A 20,226-nucleotide genomic window follows, 5' to 3' on the forward strand; every position below is an offset into this window, starting at 1 on the left:
GAAGGGCCCTTTTTCTTTTGCGCGCCGATTGCCGGCGCTGCCGAGGCCGGTCAGGCCACCGCCAGCGCGGCCGGCTCGCTCGTGTAGGCACGCACCAGGCGCAGCAGTTCCTCTTCCGAGTACGGCTTGCCCAGGTAGTGGTTCACGCCCAGGTCGCGCGCGTACTCGCGGTGCTTCTCGGCGATGCGCGAGGTGATCATGATGATCGGCAGCTCGGCCAGGGCCACGTCGGCGCGGATGTTGCGGGCCAGGTCGAAGCCGTCCATGCGCGGCATCTCGATGTCCGACAGCACCACGGCCGGGCGCTCCTGCTGCAGCCGCTCCAGCGCCTGCAGGCCGTCGGCCGCAAGCGACACGCGATAGCCTTCGCGCTGCAGCAGGCGCTGCGTGACGCGGCGCACGGTGATGGAGTCGTCCACCACCAGCACGAGCGGGATCTGCGGCACCACCGGGGCAAAGGCGGCCGGCGTCTGCGGCGCGCCGGTGTCCACCGAAGCGGCATGCGTCGGCGCGGCCAGCGCGGCGGTCTGGCGCGCACGCGCCTGGTCGCCGTGCACCGCGGCCAGCGCCACCGGGTTGTAGATGAGCGCCACCGCACCCGAAGCCAGCACCGAGATGCCGGCCAGGCCGGGCAGCCGCGCGAGCTGCGGGCCGAGGTTCTTCACCACGACTTCCTGGTTGCCCAGCACTTCGTCCACGTGCAGGGCCACGCGCTGCGCCGCGCTTCGCACGATCACCAGCGTGTTGTTCTTGGTGGCGGCGTGCTCGCTGCGGATGGAGTGCTGCAGCAGCGCACCGGCCCAGTAGAACGGCACCTGCTCGCTGCCGAAGGCGAAGCTGTGGTTCAGGTAGGCGGCCTCGAGGTCGGCGCCGCTCACGCGCTGCACGAGTTCCACGAGGTTCGACGGCACGCCGATCGACACCTCGCCCGCACGCAGCATCACCACGTGCGTCACGGCGGTGGTCAGCGGCAGCACCAGCTTGAAGGTCGTGCCCTGGCCCGGCGTGCTGTGCGTTTCGATGCGGCCGCCGAGCGCGGCGATCTGCGCGCGCACCACGTCCATGCCGATGCCGCGGCCGGCCAGTTCGGACACCTGTCCGGCGGTGGAGAAGCCGGGCTTGAAGATCAGCTCGGTGGCTTCTTCGGGCGACAGGTCCTGGTCGGGGCCGAGCAGGCCGAGGGCGCGGGCGCGTTCGGCGATGCGCTTCTGGTCGAGGCCGGCGCCGTCGTCGCGGAAGCTCACCGACACGTCGTTGCCTTCGTGGTGCAGGTCGATGACGATGAGGCCGCTGGCGTCCTTGCCGGCCTTCTCGCGCGCCGCCACATCCTCGATGCCGTGCGCCACGCAGTTGCGCAGCAGGTGTTCGAAGGCGGGCGTCATGCGGTCGAGCACGCCGCGGTCCATTTCGATGGAGCCGCCGACGATGTCCAGGCGCACCTGCTTGCCGGTGTCCTTCGAGGCCTGGCGCACCACGCGGTACAGGCGGTCGGAGATGCCTTCGAACTCCACCATGCGCGTGCGCAGCAGGCCGCGCTGCAGTTCGCGCGTCTGGCGTGCCTGCACGCTCAGGTCGTCTTCCGTGGCCTGCACGGTCTTCTGCAGCGTGCGCTGCACGGTGGCCACGTCGTTCACCGACTCGGCCATCATGCGCGTGAGTTCCTGCACGCGGGTGAAGCGGTCGAACTCGAGCGGGTCGAAGCTCTGCTGCGAATCCTTGGCTTGTGCCAGGCGCGACTGCATCTGGCTTTCGGCCTGCACTTCGATGTCGCGCAGCTGCTGGCGCAGGCGGTCGAGGTTGCCCGTGAGGTCGGCGAGCGAGCCGCGCAGTTGGCCGAGTTCAGCCTCCAGGCGCGAGCGCGTGATGATGACCTCGCCGGTCTGCGCGACCAGGCGGTCGAGCAGCTGGGTGCGGATGCGCACGGCCTGGCCCGAGGCCGCGCGCAGCGGCGCGAGCAGGGCCGGCGCGGGGCGCGGCAGCAGGGAGGACGGAGCTTCCACGGCAGATTCGGCGGAAGCCGCTTCGGCCTGGTCGTCGTTCGCCGACTCGCGCACCTCGGGCGCCGCCTGCACGCGCTGGATGGCGGGTGCGGTCGGGCTGGCGGTGGCGATCAGCTGGGCCACTTCGACCTGGGCGGCGTCGTCGGCCGCGCGCAGGGCGTCGAAGGTGTGTTGCAGCGTGTCCAGGCGCGTGAGCAGCTTCTCGATGTCGGCCCGCTCCGCCCCCTGGGAGCCCAGCAGTTCGATCTCGGACTCCATGCGGTGCGCGCGCTCGCCCAGGCGCATGGCGCCGGCCAGCCGTGCACTGCCCTTGAGCGTGTGCAGCGTGCGCAGCACCGAGGCGCGCGGCGCGGCGTCGTCGGGGTGGTGCGACCACTGGCGCAGCGCCTCGCCCAGCTGGGGCATCAGTTCGGCAGCCTCTTCCTCGAAGATCGGGAACAGGTCGACGTCGACCGCATCGGCCAGGTCGATGGCGTCTTCGTTGTCGTCCAGTACCACGTCGGCGAAGGCGTCGTTGGCGACGACCTGCTTGGGCAGCAGCGTCTCGAAGCGGGCCGCGGCGATTTCGGGCGGCATCGGTGCGGCGGCGATTTCGCGCAGCGCCTGCAGCGTGGCTTCGGACGGATCGCGCAGGAAGCCGACGGCGAACTGGTGCAGCAGGCGACGCAGCTCGTCGGCCGCGGCGACCAGCACCACGCCCTGCTCGCGCGTGCCGCTGCCCTGCATCTGCAGGTGCTGCAGCGCCGATTCGAGCAGGCGGGCCATGCCCGAGAGGCTGTGGAAGCCGACGGTGGCCGAGCTGCCGGCCAGCGAGTGGGCCAGCGCGATGGTCGAGTCGGGCAGGCGCTCGTGGGTTTCGAGCGCCCATTCGCCGACATCGGTCGCCAGTTGGCGGGACCATTCGTCGGCTTCGTTGAGGTAGACGTTGTACAGCGCGATGCCGATGCGCAGCGGGCCGATCACCTTGACCTGGTCTTCGGCGCTCGGCGCGATGGAAGACTCGGGCTCGAGGACCGCCTCGGCCAGCACGGGCTCGGGCTCGGGCTCGGGCTCGGACACGGGTTCCGGCTCGGCCACGACGGCTGCTGGCAGCGCTTCGACGACAACGGGGGCTGGGGCTTCGGGGGCGACTTCGATGGCCGCCGACACAGGTTCCGGCTCCGGCTGCAGTTCTTCGACCGGCACGTCCAGCGCCGGCAGTTCTTCGGCGGCCTCGATGACCTCGACAGGTGCCACCGTCTCGGCGACAGGCTCTGCGGCAGCCAGCGGCAGCGGCTCGGGCGCCCATTCGAGATCGGGCAGGCCCGACGCGGTCGGCATCGTCGCTTCGATTTCCGGGGCGGGCTCGGGCTCGGCGTGCGACACGGCAGGCTCGGCCGGTGCATGCGTCTTCGGGGGCGCGAGGAAATCGAAATCGTCGCCGCTGGGCAGCACGTCGAGCGGCGCGGGCGCTGTGCTCTGCTTGCCTTCGAAGTCGAGGAAGTCGGTGGAGGCGAAATCGTCGTCGGGCTCGGGTGTGACAGGCTTGGTCGGTGCGTGTGGCGCTTCTTGCGCCTGCTGCCAATCGGAGAAGTCCAACGTGGCGTCAGGGGCTGCGACATCTTGCGGCGTCAGCGACAGGTCGGGGAGCTCAGGCAGCTCCGGCAGCGCGATCGGCGCGGGCTCCGCGGCGATGTGGCGCGCGGCCACCGCGAGCGCTTCGGCGTCGGCCACGCGCACCGGTGCAGGCACGGGCTCGCCGGCCAGCAGCGCATTGGCCACGCGGCTGAACGGTGCCGAGTGCCAGGTGCCTGCATCGCCGGCGGCGATGGCTTCGACCCACTGGCTGAAATCGCGCAGCATGCGCTCGGTGCTCGACAGCAGCTCGGGCGTGGCGTCGCGCTGATCGGCGAGCCAGGTGTTGAGCACCTGCTCGAGCGACCAGGCGGCGTCGCCGAAGTCGGTGAGGCCGACCATGCGCGAGCTGCCCTTGAGCGTGTGGAACGCACGGCGCAGGATGGTGAGTTCTTCGGTGTCGCCGGGACGGTTGCCGAGCGCGGCGATGGCAGCCAGGCCGTTGCCCACCACTTCGCGGGCTTCGTCCAGGAAGATGTTCTGCAGGTCGTCTTCTTCGAGCTCGGTGACCTCGGTGTCGGGCAGCGCCGACGGGCCCGTGATCTTGGTGGTCCAGCTCTCGGCCTTGCGGCTGAATTCCTCCAGCGGCGACGGCTTGGTCTTGCGGTTGGGCGTGGCCAGCGCGGCGAGCTTGGAGGCGATCTGTGCGTCGACTTCCTCGATGCTGAGCACGGGCTCGGCGGCCGGCGCGGCAGCGCCTTCGGCCGGGGCCGCGGCATCGATGGCCTGGCGGCCCATCAGCGGCTTGAGTTCGCCCGCTTCGGCGTCGAACACGAACAGGCGCTTGGCCAGTGCGGGCTGGTAGCCCAGCATGTCGATGAGGAAACCGAGCGCGCCCAGGTTGTTGCCGAGCGCGTCGAAGGTGGCCATTTCCTCGACGGGCGAACGGCTGACCTGCAGCATCTGCTCGACGTCGTCGCGCATGCGTTGCACGGTGTGCGCAGCCTGCTCGAGCCCCAGCACCGAGAACACGCCGCGCATCTGCATGAGCTGCGTGGGCACGGTGCGCAGCAGCGGCTTTTCGGCCGGGCGGCGGAAATACTGGTCGAGCGACTTCTCGAGTTCGCTCAGGTGGCTGCGCAGCTCGTCGACCACGGTGCCCATGGTCTGGCGGTCGCTGACGCGGCGGTACAGGTCCTCCATCCACGGCTCGAGCGGCTCGGAACGGCCGCCGTCGCGCACGCGTTCGATGCGGCCGGCCAGCTGCAGCGTGCGGGCCGTGAGCTGCGGGTCGCTGGGGTCGAGGTCTTCGAGTGCGGCTTCGAGGTACAGCACCGAGGTGGCGACTTCCATCGCCAGTTCGGTGTCGGGCGGCTGGCCGGAACGCACCGAGGCGTCCACGGCGTGCGTCAGCGCCTGCACCATCGGCTGGCTCGGCGGATGCAGCTTCAGCAGCGATTCGCCGAGTTGCGCGAAGGTGTCGGCCACCTGCCGCGTGCGCGTGATGTCGCCGCCCGAGAGCGCCGACCACATTTCCTTGGCGGTCTCGATGCGCTTGCGCGCCTGCGAGAGCACCAGCGGGTCGAAGCGGCCGAACTGCACCACGGTGTAGTCGACGCGCGGCTCCTGCGTCACGCCCCAGGCGCTGCGCACGGTGCGCAGCGTGGCGGCGTCGTCCTGCGCGCCGGGCACGGCCTGGGCGCAGAAGAAGAGCAGGTCCTGGCCGAGGCGATCAGATACGACGCTGTCGCCGCGCGCCAGCGTGGCGTACTGCAGCAGCACGCGCGAGGCGGCGCGCTTGACGTAGGTGTCGGCGGGAATCAGGCCCAGCGCAAGGGCTTCGAAGAAGCCCGCGGCCAGCGTCCAGAAGCTCGCGACGCGCGGCAGCAGCGCACCGCGCCCGAGCCCCAGGCACAGCGCATGCAGTCGTCGCGCGGCCTGCGCATCGCCGCTCTTGACCAGTTGCAGCACCTCGCGGTCGAGCCGCGAACGCACGGCCGGGTCATAAGCGAGCGCGGCTTGCGTGAGGGCCGGCTTGACCTCGACCCAGCGCCAGGCGGTGCTCCACAGGTCCGCCGGATGGACGCGCTCATTGCCGCCCAGCTCCAGCACGTCGCGGTACTGCGGAAACAGCGCCACCGACGACACGGCCTTGCCGGCCAGCAGTGCGCTGAGGAAATCGGTGACGGCGAAGCCGGCACGCTCGATCTTGTGCACGGCACTCTCGGTGCAGCGCTGCGGTTCGGCGATGAAGCCCTGCACCGCGAATTCGATGGTGCCCAGCACCAGCGCGGGCGAGCTGTGGCCGACCATCTGCAGCGCGCCGACGGCCTGGTGCAGTTGCTGGCGGGCCATCTGCAGCGGACCGCTCTCGGGCTCCGTGGCACTGCCCACGTCGCGCACGAAACGCCGCAGCGACTTGCCGACACCGTCGAGGGACTTCTGGATTTCTCCCAGCACCCAGGCCAGCGGCCCGAGGTCTTCGGTGGCCGGCATGTTGCCGGCAAGGGGGGCCGTGGCAGGGGTTTGAATCGACACGTGGTTGCTCGCCGTTCTTATCTATCTGTTGTCACGCGATCTTGAAACGGGCCACCGAGCGACGCAGTTCTTCGGCCATCTGCGAGAGCTCGCGCACCTGCTGGGCCGTGGTCCGCGTGCCTTCTCCGGTCTGTTCCGTCACCGCAAAAATGTGCTGGATGTTGGCGGCCACCACGTTGGCCGAATCGGCTTCGCGGGAGGCGGACTGCGAAATCTGCTCGATGAGGTCAGCGAGTCGGCGCGACACGCGGTCGATCTCGGACAGCGCGGTGCCCGCGTTGTCGGACAGCTTGGCCCCTTCGACCACACCCTGCGTGGAGCGCTCCATGGCGCCCACCGCGTCCTGCGTGTCGGTCTGAATCGCCTTCACCAGCGCCGAGATCTGGCGCGTGGCGTCTGCGGAGCGTTCGGCCAGTCGCTGAACTTCTTCCGCCACCACCGAGAAGCCGCGGCCGGCTTCACCGGCGGATGCCGCTTGAATGGCGGCGTTCAGGGCCAGCACGTTGGTCTGTTCGGTAATGTCCGAGATCAGCTCGGTGATTTCGCCAATCTCTTGCGACGATTCGCCCAGGCGTTTGATCCGCTTGGAGGTTTCCTGGATCTGGTCGCGGATGGAGTTCATACCGCCGATGGCGTTCTGCACGGCCTGCAGGCCCGACGATGCGGCTTGCAGCGACTGGCGCGCCACCGTGGCGGACTCTTGCGCTTGCGAGGACACGCCGTTGATTCGCTCGGCCATGGTCAGCACCGACTGGCCGGTTTCGCGAATTTCGCGCAGCTGTTCGGTCGAGGCGGCGAGCAGTTCGGTCGAGGTGTTTTCCACCTGCGACGTCGTCTGCGCCACGCGGGTTGCCGTGTTCTGCACGTTGCCCACCAGCAAACGCAGTTCTTCCACCGTGTAGTTCACCGAGTCGGCGATGGCGCCGGTGATGTCCTCGGTCACGGTCGCTTCCTGCGTCAGGTCGCCTTCGGCCACTGTCTGCAGTTCGTTCATCAGGCGAAGAATGGCGGCCTGGTTGGCGTTGTTCACGCGGCCGGCTTCTTCCGATGCCTGCTCGGCAGCCAGACGCTCGCGTTCGGCGACGGCGGCACGTTCGCGGCCTTCGCGCACCTGCACGAAACCGATGGCGCCGGCCAGAGCCAGGGCGGCCAGCGACAGCACGAACAGCAGCACGATGGTGCCGGCGCCCAGGCCGGTGCGTGCCGAGAGCTTCTCTTGCAGTTCGCCCAGCGACTTACGCAGCGGTTCGCTGTCGGTCAGGATGGACGCCTGCGCTTCGCGCGCGGCCACCAGGCCCTGCAGGTTGCCCAGAATGGCCGAGGCCTGCGTGCGCATCTGCTCGTAGGTCTTCAGGATGGCTTCGAGCTGCTGGCGCGTCTGCGGGTCTTTCGAGCCGGGGAAGCGCTGCTGCGCGTTGCCGTCGAGCAGGCCGCGGGTGGTTTCCTGGAAGGTGTTCAGGTCCTTGCCCAGCAGGAACACGGCGTCGGGGTTCACACCCTCGACCGTGAAGAACTCGTTGGTCGACTTGCCGATGCGCTGCGTCAGCATCACGAGCTGGCCGGCGGCCGAGATCTCGGGCAGCGTGGCGTTCTGCTGCATCTTCAGCGACGCGACGGTTTCCGTCATTTCGAGCAGCGTGGACGACTGCTGGTTGATGTCGCGCAAGGCGGCGCCCACCTGCGTCAAGATCTGGCGCTGGGCCAGCACGGCCTTGGCGCTGGTGTCGGCGCGGGCGACCAGCGGGTTGATCTTGTTCATCTCCTCGTCGTACTGGTTGCCGACGGCTTCCAGGCGCAAGGCGTCGTCGCCGTTGGTCAGGCCCTGCACGCGGCGCGAGAGGTCGTCGGCGCTGTCCTTCACTTCGACGAACGCCGAGGCGCTGCCGACGAGGGCCTGCGAGATCGACTTGGCCAGGCGCTGCGACTGCATCAGCGACTGGCCGGTGGCCGCCACCTGCTGCGCCAGGCGTTCCGCGCGAAGGATGGCGGAGCCGGCCACCAGCAACAGCGCCAGCACCACGATGGCCAGCATGATGGCCAGCACGCGCTGCTGCTTGGCGGGGTTGGCGCCCATGCCGCCGCCCGCGGCGGGGGCCAGCGGAACCGCTTCGAGCGTGGCCGCGTTGGCGGCCTCGACGGACGCCGGATCGCCCAGCGCGTCGATGCCGCCGAAGCCGGTGTCGGCTGTGGCGGCGGATGCCCCCTCGCCCTTCTTGGCGAGGCGGATCGTTTTTTCGTCCGGAACCTGAACCGTGTCGACATCGTCGAGCGATATCGAACCGGAGCCGTCGACGCGGGCCTTGTCGTTCCCGTTGGTCGCGGGGAGTAATTTCTTGAACTTGTCGGCGATCGAGCTCACGGTCGGTCCTTCAGGTGGTTGCCAGTGCCATGTGCCGAAGCACTACGCACCAATACTCAAAAACTGGGGTTGCTGCGAAAGCGCCTGCAGGTTGACTTCCTGCCAGCGCTCTCCTGCTGCGTCGGTGTACAGATGCCCGTGCCAGGCCGGGGCCTCTGCGCCCGGGGCGTCAGCGGCCGTGAAGGCCTCCGCACCCCGCAACCCCGCCAGTCGATCGACCAGCAAAGCGCAGTTGACTTCGAGCAGCTCGTTGAATGCCACGAGCCGCGATTGGATGCGTGCCGCCTCGGTGGCGGCGGGGGCGCCCGGCGCACCGGACGCAAACGCCGACAGCTGCACGACGCCGTACAGGCCGCCGCGCAGGTTGGCGACGCCGAGGAACCAGGGCTCCGTGTAGGGCACGGGCTGGGGCGGCGTCCAGGGAAAGATTTCGCCGGCGTGCGCCAGCGGAAAGAGGTACTTGCCCTCACCCGCCTCGACCGCCAGCCAGCTCGCGGCCACGCCCGTGGTGCGCGCGGCCTGGAGGCGGCTCGCAAGCCGGGACTGGAAGGCGCGCAGCGCGTCGCGATTCGCCATGGAGTGCGCAGGTTCCCGCTCAGGCGAGCGCGCTGATCTTGGACATCAGATCGGCCGCGTTGACCGGCTTCACGATGTAGTCGCGTGCGCCCTGGCGCATGCCCCAGACACGATCGGTTTCCTGGTTCTTGCTGGTGCACAGGATGATCGGAATGGCGGCGTACTTCGGGTCGCGGGCGATGGCGCGCGTGAGCTGGAAGCCGTTCTGGCCGGGCATGACCACGTCCATGAGGATCAGGTCGGGGTGGTCTTCCTCGAGGCGGCGCATCGCGTCGTCGGCGTTTTCGGCCGTCTTCACGGAGAAACCGTTCTTCTGGAGGAGGTCGGTCAGGAACACCAGTTCCGTCTTGGAGTCGTCGACGACGAGGATTTTTCGAATGGGCATTACTGCACTTCCTGTTGAACAATGCCAAACTGCTGCACGGCCTGCAGCAGCTGGTCTTTGGTGAATGGCTTGGTGAGATAGTCCTGGGACCCGACCATGCGGCCGCGGGCCTTGTCGAATACGCCATCTTTCGAAGACAGCATGACGACCGGGACATTGGAGAAATGCGCGTTGCGCTTGATGATGGCGCAGGTCTGATAGCCGTCGAGGCGAGGCATCAGGATGTCGCAGAAAATCAGGTGAGGCTTGTGGTCGTTAACCTTGGAGAGCGCGTCGAAGCCGTCTTCCGCGAGAAGAACCTCGTGCCCACCCTGCTTCAGAAAAATCTCGGCACTGCGCCGGATGGTGTTGCTGTCATCGATGACCAGCACCTTGTAACCAGATCCATTCGGGCCCATTGCAAACGCTCCTGCTCATGAGACTTGGATGCCCGCCGCGCCGAACATCGACGCAGATCGCGTAGCCCTATGCCATGCTTGTCAGATCTCAACCATTTCGAAGTCTTCCTTGCGCGCACCGCACTCAGGACAGGTCCAGTTCATCGGCACATCGGCCCAGGCCGTGCCTGCCGCGATGCCGTCTTCCGGTACACCAACCGCTTCGTCATAGATCCACCCACAAATCAGGCACATCCAAGTTTTCGTGTTCATCGGAGCTTAAAGTCCTTGTTCATTAAATGCAACGAGTGTATCTATGCGTATCTCACTGGCAGACCGTAAACGTCGCGCCTATGCCACCATCCAGGGGATTTCGCTAGGCGTATGACCATCTACTTACATCCAGACGAGAACGCCCGTAACCCGGGCAATCTTAACGACCCCTCGCAGGACGACGAGGCGCTGAGCGAACGCGACCTGAATCCCCCCTGCGTGCTGGTGTTCAATGCCAGCGATCCGAGCGGCGCGGGCGGCCTGGGCGCCGACGCCCTGGCCATGGGATCGGTGGGCGCTCACATCCTGCCGGTGGTGACGGGCGCCTACGCGCGCGACACGGCCGAGATCTTCGACCACTTCGCCTTCGAGGAAGAGGCCGTGGCCGAGCAGGCGCGCGCCATCCTGGAAGACGTCGAGGTCCAGCTGATCAAGGTGGGTTTTGCCGGCACCCCCGAGGCGCTGAGCACCATCGCCGAGACCGCCGCCGACTACCCGGACGTGCCCGTGGTGGCCTACATGCCCAACCTGTCGTGGTGGGACGAGAACCTCATCGAGGCCTATCTCGACGCTTTCCGCGACCTCGTGCTGCCCCAGACCACGGTGTTGGTTGGAAACCACAGCACGCTGTGGCGCTGGCTGCTGCCCGACTGGAGCGGCGAGCGCCCGCCCGGCGCGCGCGACATCGCCAAGGCCGCCGGCGAGTTCGGCGTGCCTTACACATTGGTGACCGGCATGGTGCTGCCCGACCAGTTCATCGACAACGTGCTGGCCTCGCCGCAGTCGGTGCTGGCCAGCGAGAAGTACGAACGGCTCGAAGCCGTCTTCGCCGGTGCCGGCGACACGCTCTCGGCCGCGCTCGCCGCCCTGCTGGCCAGCGGCACCGACCTCGTGGCCGCCACGACCGAAGCGCTCGCTTACATGGACCGCTGCCTCGACGCGGGCTTCCGCCCCGGCATGGGCCACGTGCTGCCCGACCGCCTGTTCTGGGCCGAGCCTGAGGACGACGAAGACGATGACGACGCGCCCGACACCCCTCCCGATTTCGCTTTACCCCCGCACGACACGCGACACTGATGACTGACCAGAACGACCTTCTTTTCGAGCGCGCCCGCGCCGTGATCCCCGGCGGCGTGAACTCGCCCGTGCGCGCCTTCAAGGCCGTCGGCGGCACGCCCCGTTTCATCCAGCGCGCGCAAGGCGCCTATTTCTGGGACGCCAACGACAAGCGTTACATCGACTACATCGGCTCCTGGGGCCCGATGATCCTGGGCCACGGCCACGCCGCCGTGGTCGAGGCGGTGCAGAAGGCCGTGCTCGAAGGCTTCTCGTACGGCGCGCCGACCGAGCGCGAGATCGAACTCGCCGAAGCCATCCTGGCCCTGGTGCCGTCGATGGAAATGGTGCGCCTCGTGAGCTCGGGCACCGAAGCCGCGATGAGCGCGCTGCGCCTGGCGCGCGGCGCCACCGGCCGCAAGACCATCGTCAAGTTCGAAGGCTGCTACCACGGCCATGCCGACGCGCTGCTGGTGAAGGCCGGTTCCGGCCTGGCCACCTTCGGCAACCCGACCTCGGCCGGCGTGCCGCCCGAGGTGGTGCAGCACACGCTGGTGCTCGAGTACAACAACCTGCAGCAGCTCGAAGAAGCCTTCGCGCTGCACGGCAAGGACATCGCCTGCCTGATGATCGAGGCGATCGCCGGCAACATGAACTTCGTGCGCGCCACGCCCGCTTTCGCCAAGCGCTGCCGCGAGTTGTGCACGCAGCACGGCGCGCTGCTGATCTTCGACGAGGTGATGACGGGCTTCCGTGTCGGCCTGCACGGCGCGCAAGGCGTGCTGGGCATCACGCCCGACCTCACGGTGCTCGGCAAGGTCATTGGCGGCGGCATGCCGCTGGCGGCCTTCGGCGGCCCGCGCGCCATCATGGAACAGCTCGCGCCGCTGGGCCCGGTCTACCAGGCCGGCACGCTCTCGGGCAACCCGGTGGCCACCGCCTGCGGCCTGGCCACGCTGAAGGAAATCTCGAAGCCCGGCTTCTACGAAGCACTGGCCAAGAAGACCCGCACACTGGTCGACGGCCTGAAGGCCGCCGCGGCCGCCGAGGGCCAGCCCTTCAACGCCGACAGCGAAGGCGGCATGTTCGGCTTCTTCCTGATGAACGAGCTGCCGCAGAACTACGCAACGGTGATGACCACCGACAACGCCCAGTTCAACGCGCTGTTCCACGGCCTGCTCGACCGCGGCGTGTACATCGCGCCGGCGCTCTATGAAGCAGGTTTCGTGAGCGCCGCGCACAGCGAGGACGACATCGCGGCCACCATCGCGGCGGCGCGCGACATCTTCCGCAAGCGCTGACGCGCGCCCTCCCCGCTCAGGCGGGGTCGACCGCCGCCACCGGCCCGGCCTCGGCTTCGAGCACCTCTGCCGCGGCCAGGCACAGGTCTTCCCGGAAGCGGTCGCTCACGAGCTGCACGCCCGTGGGCAGCCCGTGGCGCAGCCCCATCGGCACCGACAGCCCCGGCAACCCCAGGATCGCGGTGGACAGCAGCGGGCTCTGCGCATCCAGAATCTCCCGCATCGCGGCGCTGCCGCGCTGGTCGGCATCGACCGGGAACGGATGGCGCCACGACACGGGCATCAGCAGCAGCGGATGTCGTTGAAGGAACAGCGCCCATTCACGCATCAGGCCCGTGCGCGCAGCCAGGGCGCGCATGTAGCTTGCTGTGTCGAACTGCGGCGCGTGCGCATCCATGGCGCGGTAGGCCTGGCGGATGGTGTCGTCGCCGTCGCGCATGAGCGCCTCTTCCACCAACAGCCGGCTGTCGGCCATCGTCAATGACAGCCAGAGGTCGGCCGTCTCGCGCAGGCGCGGCGGCTGCGCAGGCTCGACGCGGTAGCCGGCACTCTCCAGGCGGCGCGCGGCGCGCTGCAACGCATCGGCGACCTCGGGGTCGCAGGCGTAGCCGGGCAGCTCGGTGCACAGCGCGACGCTGACCGGCCCGGTCGACGCGGCCTCCAACGGCGCAGGCGCCCACCACGGGTCGCGCACATCGCGCTGCGCCATCGCGGCAAAGGCCAGCCGCAGGTCGCGCACGCTGCGCGCCAGCGGCCCTTGCACCGACGTGAGCTGGACCACCATCGGCCGCTCGCTCCCGCCTGAGGGATTGAAGGCCGGCACGCGCCCGAAGCTCGGGCGCAGGCCGTACACGCCGCAGGCATAGGCCGGGTAGCGGATCGATCCGCCCTGGTCGTTGCCGTGGGCGATGGCGCCGATGCCGACCGCGACCGCCGCCGCCGCGCCGCCGCTCGAACCGCCCGGCGTGACCGCGGCGTCGTGCGGATTCAGCGTGCGCCCGTGCGCTGCGTTGTCGGTGAACCAGCGCATCGAGAACGCGGGCGTGTTGGTGCGGCCGACCACGATCGCGCCGGCGCGCTGCAGGTTCGCCACCACGGGGCTGTCGTCCGTCGCCACGACGCTGCGGTAGGCCTCCACGCCGTTGGTGGTTGCATGCCCGCGCTGGTCGACATTGACCTTGATGGTGACCGGCACGCCATGCAGCGGCCCGGTCGCCTCGCCCTGCGCGAGCACGGCATCGGCCTGCGCCGCCGCGCCGAGGGCCTCATCCGCGCAGCCGTCGACCACGGCGTTCACCCGCGGGTTGACGGCCTCCAGCCGCGCCAGGCTGCTGCGCACCGCCTCGACGCACGAGACCTCGCGCGCCTTGATGCGCTGCGCCAGGTCGGCGGCTTCCAGTTGCCAGAGTTGCATGCGTTGTCTCCTTGAGAAAAATGAAATCGATCGGACCGCCGTGCGTCAGTCACCCTTGACGCCCGCGCGCCGCACGGCGTCGGCCCAGCGCGGCTTCTCGCGCTTCATCAGCGCGCTGAGCTCCTCGGGACTCGAAGGCAATGCCTCGATCGACAGCGCGGCGTTGGCGCGCACCACGGCCGGGTCGGCGAGCGCGGCGCGCAACGCGGTGTTGAGCCGGTCGACCATCTTGCGCGGCGTGCCCGCCGGCGCCATCAGCGCGCCCCAGGCCACCACCTCGAAACCGGGCACGCCGCTCTCGGCCACCGTCGCCACCTCGGGCAGCACGCCGGCGCGCTTCGCGCTGGTCACGGCGATCGCCTTGACCCGGCCCTGCTGGATGAACGGGAGCACCGCCGAGATGTTCTCGATGGTCACGTCGAGCTGGCCGTTGACCATGTCGCCGACCGCCTGGGTGCCGGTCTTGTAGGGCACCTGCACCATCGTCAGCCCGGTCTCGGCCTTCAGCAGTTCGCCGGTCAGGTGGCCTGCGCTGCCGATGCCGGGCGAGCCGGCCGAGAGCTTGCCGGGATGCTCGCGCCCGTAGGCGATGAGCTCCTGCAGGTTGCGCACCGGCAGGTCCTTGCGCACGATCAGCACGTAGGCGTTGCTCGAGATCAGGCCGACCGGCACCAGGTCTTTCTCGGGCGCGTAGGGCAGCTTCGAGAAGAAGGCCGGGTTGATGCTCAGCGTGACGAGGTTGCCGTAGCCGACCGTGTAGCCGTCGGGCGCGGAGGTGGCCAGCGCCTGCGTGCCGACGATGCCGCCGGCGCTGGGGCGGTTGTCCACCGCCAGGGCCTGGCCCAACTCGCGCCCCATGGCGTCGGCCACCGGCCGCACCGCGACGTCCACGCCCGACCCGGCGGCGTAGGGCACGATGAATTTCAACGGGCGCTCGGGAAACTGGGCCGAGGCGCCCAGGGCAACGGCGGCCAGTCCGGCCAGGACGGTGCGGCGGGTCCACGCGAATGACAGTGCAGGCACGAAGCGATCTCCTGTGAGAGTCCCGCCGCTCACCATGAGACGACCGGTGCGCAAAGTCTAGAAATCGGCCGCGCGCCGGAAAAGACAATCGCTTGTCGCGATGACAACCTGCGTTTGTCTGGGGATCACCCGGTGGCGCCGGGCGGCAGAATGCGCCGCATGAAGGACCACCAGCTCAAGGCCTGGCTGCGGCTGGCCGACACCGGCAGCATCCGCGCCGCCGCGCGCAGCCTGCACCTGAGCCAGGCGGCAGTGACCAAGGCGATCCGCGAACTCGAGGCCGAGGTCGATGCCCAACTGGTGCTGCGCAGCTCGCGCGGCATCGAGTTCACCGAGTGCGGCCGCCAGCTCACCGTGCGCGCGCGGCTGGCGCACCAGCAGCTCGAACTCGCGCGCCAGGACATCCGCATCCTGCAGGGCAGCCAGCACGGGCGCGTGGCCGTCGCCGTGACGCCGATGGTGTTCCTGGGCGTGCTGCCCGAGGTGGTGCGCGCCTTCCGCAAGGCGATGCCGCATGCGCAGCTCAAGCTCTTCGATGGCCTGATTCCCCAGGTGCTGCCGCTGCTGCGCGAAGGCACGATCGACTTCGCGGTGGCCGGCCCGGTGGCCGCGGCGCTCGATGCCGACTTCGCGTTCGAACGGCTCGACATGATCGAGATGGCGGTGCTCTGCCGGCGCGGCCATCCGCTGAACCGCGCCACCCGATGGGAAGAAGTGGCGGGCGCCGAATGGCTGATGCACCTGGCGCCCGGCAGCCAGCACACCTTCTTGCTCGAACAGTACGCCGCGCAGGGCCTGCCGCTGCCCGAGCACCGCATCGAGGTGGCGTCGTTCGGCGTGAGCTGGGGCCTGCTCACGCGCAGCGACGCGCTGATGGTCGGGCCGGCCGGCATGCTCACGATGCCGCCGTATGCCGACCTGGTGGAGCGCGTGCCGCTCGCGATGCCGGTGCCGCCTCTGGAGCTGGGCATCGTCTCGCCGCGCGGCAAGCCGCTGTCGCTGGCGGCGCTGCGGCTGGCCGAGCTGTTTCGCAAGTACCTGGCGCGGCCCGCCTGAGCGATGTCATCGTTTTCGCGATGGCCGCGTGTATATTGCGCCGGCGTTCGCGGGGCCGTGCCCCCCGCGCGCAGACCCAAGGGAAGCCGTCATCGCAGCCACCATCGAAGCCGCGAGACAGACCAATTTCAGGATGCCCCGCCCATGACCCCCTTGCGCATGCTGCCGCTGCTGAGTGCCCTTCTTTTGCCGGGCCTCGCGCTGGCGCAGTCCTTCGAGCCGAAGAACATCTGGGTCAACCCCGGCTTCTACTCGGCCCACTTCGACAGCGGCAAGGGCCTGGAAAACGCCAACCCGGGCCTGGGCTTCGAGTACCCGCTGAACGACACCTACCGCGTCACAGCCGGCACCTTCCACAACAGCAACCGGCGCCAGTCGCACTACGTCGGCCTGTACATCCTGCCCTTCGAGTTCTACGGCGTGAAGTTCGGCGCGGTGGTGGGCGGCTTCGACGGCTACCCCGACTACCGCAACGGCAACTGGTTTCCGGCCATCATTCCCACGGCCGCCATCGAGGGCAAGAACTGGGGCCTGAACATCGCCTACGTGCCGACGATCAGGAACCGGCTGTACGGCGCGATCAGCTTCCAGCTCAAGTACCGCTTCGGCACGCACGAGTAGCGGCCACAAAAAAAGCCAGGGCCGCGTAAGCGACCCTGGCCTTGTTCTGTTCGGGCAGGCCCCGCAGGGCCGCAGGCTCAGTGCCGGAAGTGGCGCACGCCCGAGAACACCATCACCACGCCGCGCTCGTCGGCCGCGTCGATCACTTCCTGGTCGCGCATCGAGCCGCCCGGCTGGATCACGCAGCCCGCGCCCGCGTCCACCACCACGTCCAGGCCGTCGCGGAACGGGAAGAAGGCGTCGCTCGCCACCGCCGTGTCCTTGAGCGACAGGCCCGCGTGCTCGGCCTTGATGCTGGCGATGCGCGCCGAATCGAGGCGGCTCATCTGGCCGGCGCCCACGCCCATGGTCATGCCGTCGGCGCAGAACACGATCGCGTTGCTCTTGACGTACTTCGCGACCTTCCAGGCGAACAGCAGGTCTTGCAGCTGCTGCGGCGTGGGCTGCTTCTTGCTGACCACCTTGAGGTCGGCCAGCGCCAGCTCGTGGTTGTCGGCGGTCTGGATCAAGAGGCCCGAGCCGACGCGCTTGACGTCCATCGCGTTGCGGCCATTGTCCCAATCCGTGCTTCCACCCTTGGGCAGTGCGATCTCGAGCACGCGCACGTTGAGCTTGGCCTTGGTAGCCTGGAACACTTCCAGCGCCTCGGGCGTGTAGCCCGGTGCCATCAGCACTTCGACGAACTGCTTGTTGACGGCCTGCGCGGTGGCCAGGTCGACCGGGCGGTTGAAGGCGATGATGCCGCCGAAGGCCGAGGTCGGGTCGGTCTTGAAGGCCTTGCTGTAGGCCTCGAGCGCGTCGGCGCCCACGGCCACGCCGCAGGGGTTGGCGTGCTTCACGATCACGCAGGCGGGCACGTCGAAGCTCTTCACGCATTCCCACGCCGCATCGGCGTCGGCGATGTTGTTGTAGCTGAGTTCCTTGCCCTGCAATTGCTTGGCCGACACGAGCGAACCGGGCGCCGGGTACAGGTCGCGGTAGAACGCGGCCTGCTGGTGCGGGTTCTCGCCGTAGCGCAGGTCCTGCACCTTCACGAAGCGGCCGTTGCTCTGCGCGGGGAAGAGCGAGCGCGTGGGCGCGGGCTGGCCGATGCTGGCGTCGAAGTCGATGGCCGAGAGGTAGTCGCTGATCGCGCCGTCGTAGTCGGCGATGCGGTTGAACGCGGCCACCGAGAACGCGAACTTGGTCTTGTCGCTGAGCTTGCCGTCGGCCTGGAGCTCGGCCAGCGCCACGGCGTACTGCGAGGCGTCGGTGAGCACGCCCACGTCCTTCCAGTTCTTGGCGGCGCTGCGCACCATCGCCGGGCCGCCGATGTCGATGTTCTCGATGGCGTCTTCCAGCGTGCAACCGGGCTTGGCCACGGTGGCTTCGAACGGGTACAGGTTGACCACCAGCAGGTCGATGGTGTCGATGCCGTGCTCCTTGATGGCGGCGACGTGCGCGGGCAGGTCGCGGCGCGCCAGCAGGCCGCCGTGGATCTTCGGGTGCAGCGTCTTCACGCGGCCGTCGAGCATTTCGGGAAAGCCGGTGTGGTCGGCGACCTCGGTCACCGGCAGGCCGGCGTCGGCCAGCAGCTTGGCGGTGCCGCCGGTGGACAGCAGCTTGACGCCCAAGCCATGCAGGGCTTGCGCGAATTCAAGGATGCCGGTCTTGTCGGAAACGGAAAGGAGTGCGGTCTGAGCCATGGGATATGCCGTGGAGTTATTTCAAAAGTTTGTGCTCGACCAATTTCTTGCGGAGCGTGTTGCGGTTCAGGCCCAGCCATTGGGCGGCCCGGGACTGGTTGCCTTCGGCGCGCGTCATGACGACGTCGAGCAGGGGTTTCTCGACCACGCGCACGAGCATCTCGTACATGCCGTCGGGTTCGGTGCCCCGCAGATCGCGAAAGTAGCTGTCCAGACTGCTGCGAACGCAGTCCTCGATGTGTTTCTTGCTCATTGCTTCTTCTCTTTTTGTCTTCGCTCAATCGACGGCGCAGGCCGTCTCCTCTTCTCCCGCCGGCTCCTCGTCTGCCGTCGGGGCGGGCATGCGGTCCATGCGGTCCGCGAGCCCCTGGAAATAGTCGTCGACCGCGCGCAGCTGGCCGGCGCAGTCTTCGATGGCGTTCATCCGTGCGCGGAAGGCCTCGCCGTCGGGCAGCGCGCGCACATACCAGCCGATGTGCTTGCGCGCCGTGCGCACGCCGCTGAACTCGCCGTACAGCGCGTAGTGCTCCACCAGGTGATCGAGCAGCAGCCGGCGCACCTCCGCCACCAGCGGCGGCGCCAGGTGGGTGCCGGTGTCCAGGAAATGCGCGATCTCCCGGAAGATCCACGGCCGGCCCTGCGCGGCGCGGCCGATCATCACGGCGTCGGCGCCCGTGGCCGCGAGCACGTCGCGCGCCTTCTCGGGCGAGCGGATGTCGCCGTTGGCCACCACCGGCACGCGCACCGCGGCCTTCACGGCGGCGATGGTGTCGTACTCGGCGTGGCCCTTGTAGCCCTGCTCGCGTGTGCGCCCGTGCACCGTGAGCATCTGCACGCCGGCCGATTCGAAGTCGCGTGCGAGCTTCACCGCGTTGCGGTGGTCTTCGCTCCAGCCGGTGCGCATCTTGAGCGTGACCGGCACGTTGAAGGGTTGCGCCGCATCGACCACGGCCTGGACGATCTCGAGCGCCAGCGGCTCGTCGCGCATGAGCGCCGAGCCGGCCCACTTGTTGCAGACCTTCTTGGCCGGGCAGCCCATGTTGATGTCGATGATCTGCGCGCCGCGCTCGATGTTGTAGACCGCGGCCTCGACCATCATGGCCGCGTCGGTGCCGGCGATCTGCACCGCAATGGGGCCCGGCTCGCCGTCGTGGTTGGCGCGCCGCGAGGTCTTCAGCGTGTTCCAGAGTTCCTTGCGCGAGGTGACCATCTCGCTGACCGCATAGCCCGCGCCGAGTTCGCGACACAGCATGCGGAAGGGCCGGTCCGTCACGCCGGCCATGGGCGCGACGAACAGCCGGTTTTCCAGCGTGTGGGTGCCGATCTGCAAGGTCATGGGAAGGAGTGCTGTGCGGGTCGGCTGCTGAAAAATGAGGCACGATTGTAGCCACGTGGCATTTCAGCGACTGAAACGATTTACGCCTTTTTGCGCTTGCGACACAGGCGTAAACACCAGTATTTCGCGGGGCCTTCTCCCACGCGCTTGCGACGTGAGCGCTGCCTATACTTCGCCGACCTTATGCAAGCCTGGCTCGACGCACTCCTGGCGCTCCTCGCGCTCCCCCAGTACGGACTTTCGACGCTGTTCATCGCGGCCTTCGTGTCGGCCACGCTGCTGCCGGTGGGCTCCGAACCGATCTTGTTCGGCCTGCTGAAACTCAACCCCGAGATGTTCTGGCAGGCCATTGCCGTGGCCACCGTGGGCAACACGCTGGGCGGCGCGGTCGACTGGTGGATGGGCTACGGCGCGCACAAGGTGGCCGACAAGTACTCGCACTCGAAACACCACCTGCGCGTGCTCGGCTGGCTCGAGCGGCTGGGCCCGAAGGCCTGCCTGCTGAGCTGGCTGCCGATCGTGGGCGACCCGCTGTGCGCGGTCGCCGGCTGGCTCAAGCTGCCGTTCTGGCCCTGCGTGGGCTACATGGCGATCGGCAAGTTCCTGCGTTACGTGACGATGACCTACGCGCTTCTATACGTCTTTCCGTCATGAAGCGCGCGGTCGAAAAAA

General features: G+C 68.6%; 16 protein-coding genes. 5 read left to right on the forward strand and 11 right to left on the reverse strand.

The features are described from left to right. Nucleotides 1-50: 50 nt before the first annotated feature. From AC07XP_RS13610 to AC07XP_RS13635, 6 genes are all read right to left on the reverse strand, one after another. Nucleotides 51-6,092, reverse strand: coding sequence for a hybrid sensor histidine kinase/response regulator (locus AC07XP_RS13610; RefSeq protein ID WP_495264960.1), 6,042 nt, complete (start codon nt 6,090-6,092; stop codon nt 51-53). 31 nt (nt 6,093-6,123) lie between these two features. Beyond that, nucleotides 6,124-8,451, reverse strand: a complete 2,328-nt coding sequence (locus AC07XP_RS13615; protein WP_095948039.1) for a methyl-accepting chemotaxis protein — start codon at nt 8,449-8,451, stop codon at nt 6,124-6,126. A 42-nt stretch (nt 8,452-8,493) separates the two neighbouring features. Next, the gene (locus AC07XP_RS13620; RefSeq protein WP_062479111.1) at nt 8,494-9,027 is read right to left on the reverse strand and encodes a chemotaxis protein CheW; all 534 of its coding nucleotides are present in this window, start codon (nt 9,025-9,027) and stop codon (nt 8,494-8,496) included. A 19-nt stretch (nt 9,028-9,046) separates the two neighbouring features. Then, nucleotides 9,047-9,412 (reverse strand): response regulator, encoded by a 366-nt coding sequence (locus AC07XP_RS13625; protein WP_062479114.1) that lies wholly within the window; start codon nt 9,410-9,412, stop codon nt 9,047-9,049. Next, nucleotides 9,412-9,810 (reverse strand): response regulator, encoded by a 399-nt coding sequence (locus AC07XP_RS13630; protein WP_021012487.1) that lies wholly within the window; start codon nt 9,808-9,810, stop codon nt 9,412-9,414. Before AC07XP_RS13630 ends, AC07XP_RS13625 begins: the two co-directional genes overlap by 1 nt. An 81-nt stretch (nt 9,811-9,891) precedes the next feature. Then, nucleotides 9,892-10,062, reverse strand: coding sequence for a rubredoxin (locus AC07XP_RS13635; protein WP_007838397.1), 171 nt, complete (start codon nt 10,060-10,062; stop codon nt 9,892-9,894). Between the two features lie 111 nt (nt 10,063-10,173). On the opposite strand from AC07XP_RS13635, the gene thiD reads away from it, so the two are divergent. Then, nucleotides 10,174-11,139, forward strand: a complete 966-nt coding sequence (gene thiD, locus AC07XP_RS13640; protein WP_390348600.1) for a bifunctional hydroxymethylpyrimidine kinase/phosphomethylpyrimidine kinase — start codon at nt 10,174-10,176, stop codon at nt 11,137-11,139. Further along, nucleotides 11,139-12,419: a glutamate-1-semialdehyde 2,1-aminomutase gene (hemL, locus tag AC07XP_RS13645; RefSeq protein ID WP_495264961.1), complete on the forward strand. Its 1,281-nt coding sequence runs from the start codon at nt 11,139-11,141 to the stop codon at nt 12,417-12,419. Before thiD ends, hemL begins: the two co-directional genes overlap by 1 nt. Nucleotides 12,420-12,435: 16 nt before the next feature. Here hemL and AC07XP_RS13650 read toward each other — a convergent pair whose 3' ends face one another. Next, nucleotides 12,436-13,833 (reverse strand): amidase family protein, encoded by a 1,398-nt coding sequence (locus tag AC07XP_RS13650; RefSeq protein ID WP_495264962.1) that lies wholly within the window; start codon nt 13,831-13,833, stop codon nt 12,436-12,438. A gap of 45 nt (nt 13,834-13,878) precedes the next feature. Continuing rightward, a complete protein-coding gene (locus tag AC07XP_RS13655; protein WP_495264963.1) occupies nt 13,879-14,856 on the reverse strand; it encodes a Bug family tripartite tricarboxylate transporter substrate binding protein in 978 nt (325 codons plus the stop codon). A gap of 159 nt (nt 14,857-15,015) precedes the next feature. Between AC07XP_RS13655 and AC07XP_RS13660 the strand changes: the two genes are divergently transcribed. Both AC07XP_RS13660 and AC07XP_RS13665 read left to right on the forward strand, forming a co-directional pair. After that, entirely contained in the window at nt 15,016-15,912 is an 897-nt protein-coding gene (locus AC07XP_RS13660; protein ID WP_062479122.1) for a LysR substrate-binding domain-containing protein, read from the forward strand. Nucleotides 15,913-16,056: 144 nt separating this feature from the next. Further along, complete coding sequence (locus AC07XP_RS13665; protein ID WP_062479124.1) at nt 16,057-16,533, forward strand: hypothetical protein; 477 nt, start codon at nt 16,057-16,059, stop codon at nt 16,531-16,533. Between the two features lie 77 nt (nt 16,534-16,610). On the opposite strand, the gene purH is transcribed toward AC07XP_RS13665, so the two are convergent. From purH to dusB, 3 genes are read right to left on the reverse strand one after another with little or no spacing between them, the layout of a single operon-like run. After that, a complete protein-coding gene (purH, locus tag AC07XP_RS13670; RefSeq protein WP_492742617.1) occupies nt 16,611-18,218 on the reverse strand; it encodes a bifunctional phosphoribosylaminoimidazolecarboxamide formyltransferase/IMP cyclohydrolase in 1,608 nt (535 codons plus the stop codon). Nucleotides 18,219-18,234: 16 nt separating this feature from the next. Further along, nucleotides 18,235-18,471, reverse strand: a complete 237-nt coding sequence (locus AC07XP_RS13675; protein ID WP_056577757.1) for a Fis family transcriptional regulator — start codon at nt 18,469-18,471, stop codon at nt 18,235-18,237. A 24-nt stretch (nt 18,472-18,495) separates the two neighbouring features. Then, the gene (gene dusB, locus AC07XP_RS13680) at nt 18,496-19,554 is read right to left on the reverse strand and encodes a tRNA dihydrouridine synthase DusB (RefSeq protein ID WP_495264964.1); all 1,059 of its coding nucleotides are present in this window, start codon (nt 19,552-19,554) and stop codon (nt 18,496-18,498) included. Nucleotides 19,555-19,737: 183 nt separating this feature from the next. Here dusB and AC07XP_RS13685 point away from each other — a divergent pair, with 183 nt between their 5' ends. After that, nucleotides 19,738-20,208, forward strand: a complete 471-nt coding sequence (locus AC07XP_RS13685) for a YqaA family protein (RefSeq protein WP_062479132.1) — start codon at nt 19,738-19,740, stop codon at nt 20,206-20,208. Nucleotides 20,209-20,226 lie beyond the last annotated feature (18 nt).

The organism is Variovorax sp. GW531-E2 (assembly GCF_059423125.1).

What these genes read in the sequence shown, in the direction of transcription:
- AC07XP_RS13625 (WP_062479114.1), bottom strand. Translation starts at nt 9,412, where the DNA reads ATGCCCATTCGAAAAATCCTCGTCGTCGACGACTCCAAGACGGAACTG.
- purH (WP_492742617.1), bottom strand. Translation starts at nt 18,218, where the DNA reads ATGGCTCAGACCGCACTCCTTTCCGTTTCCGACAAGACCGGCATCCTT.
- AC07XP_RS13630 (WP_021012487.1), bottom strand. Translation starts at nt 9,810, where the DNA reads ATGGGCCCGAATGGATCTGGTTACAAGGTGCTGGTCATCGATGACAGC.
- AC07XP_RS13660 (WP_062479122.1), top strand. Translation starts at nt 15,016, where the DNA reads ATGAAGGACCACCAGCTCAAGGCCTGGCTGCGGCTGGCCGACACCGGC.
- AC07XP_RS13675 (WP_056577757.1), bottom strand. Translation starts at nt 18,471, where the DNA reads ATGAGCAAGAAACACATCGAGGACTGCGTTCGCAGCAGTCTGGACAGC.
- hemL (WP_495264961.1), top strand. Translation starts at nt 11,139, where the DNA reads ATGACTGACCAGAACGACCTTCTTTTCGAGCGCGCCCGCGCCGTGATC.
- dusB (WP_495264964.1), bottom strand. Translation starts at nt 19,554, where the DNA reads ATGACCTTGCAGATCGGCACCCACACGCTGGAAAACCGGCTGTTCGTC.
- AC07XP_RS13635 (WP_007838397.1), bottom strand. Translation starts at nt 10,062, where the DNA reads ATGAACACGAAAACTTGGATGTGCCTGATTTGTGGGTGGATCTATGAC.
- AC07XP_RS13650 (WP_495264962.1), bottom strand. Translation starts at nt 13,833, where the DNA reads ATGCAACTCTGGCAACTGGAAGCCGCCGACCTGGCGCAGCGCATCAAG.
- thiD (WP_390348600.1), top strand. Translation starts at nt 10,174, where the DNA reads ATGACCATCTACTTACATCCAGACGAGAACGCCCGTAACCCGGGCAAT.
- AC07XP_RS13665 (WP_062479124.1), top strand. Translation starts at nt 16,057, where the DNA reads ATGACCCCCTTGCGCATGCTGCCGCTGCTGAGTGCCCTTCTTTTGCCG.
- AC07XP_RS13620 (WP_062479111.1), bottom strand. Translation starts at nt 9,027, where the DNA reads ATGGCGAATCGCGACGCGCTGCGCGCCTTCCAGTCCCGGCTTGCGAGC.
- AC07XP_RS13685 (WP_062479132.1), top strand. Translation starts at nt 19,738, where the DNA reads ATGCAAGCCTGGCTCGACGCACTCCTGGCGCTCCTCGCGCTCCCCCAG.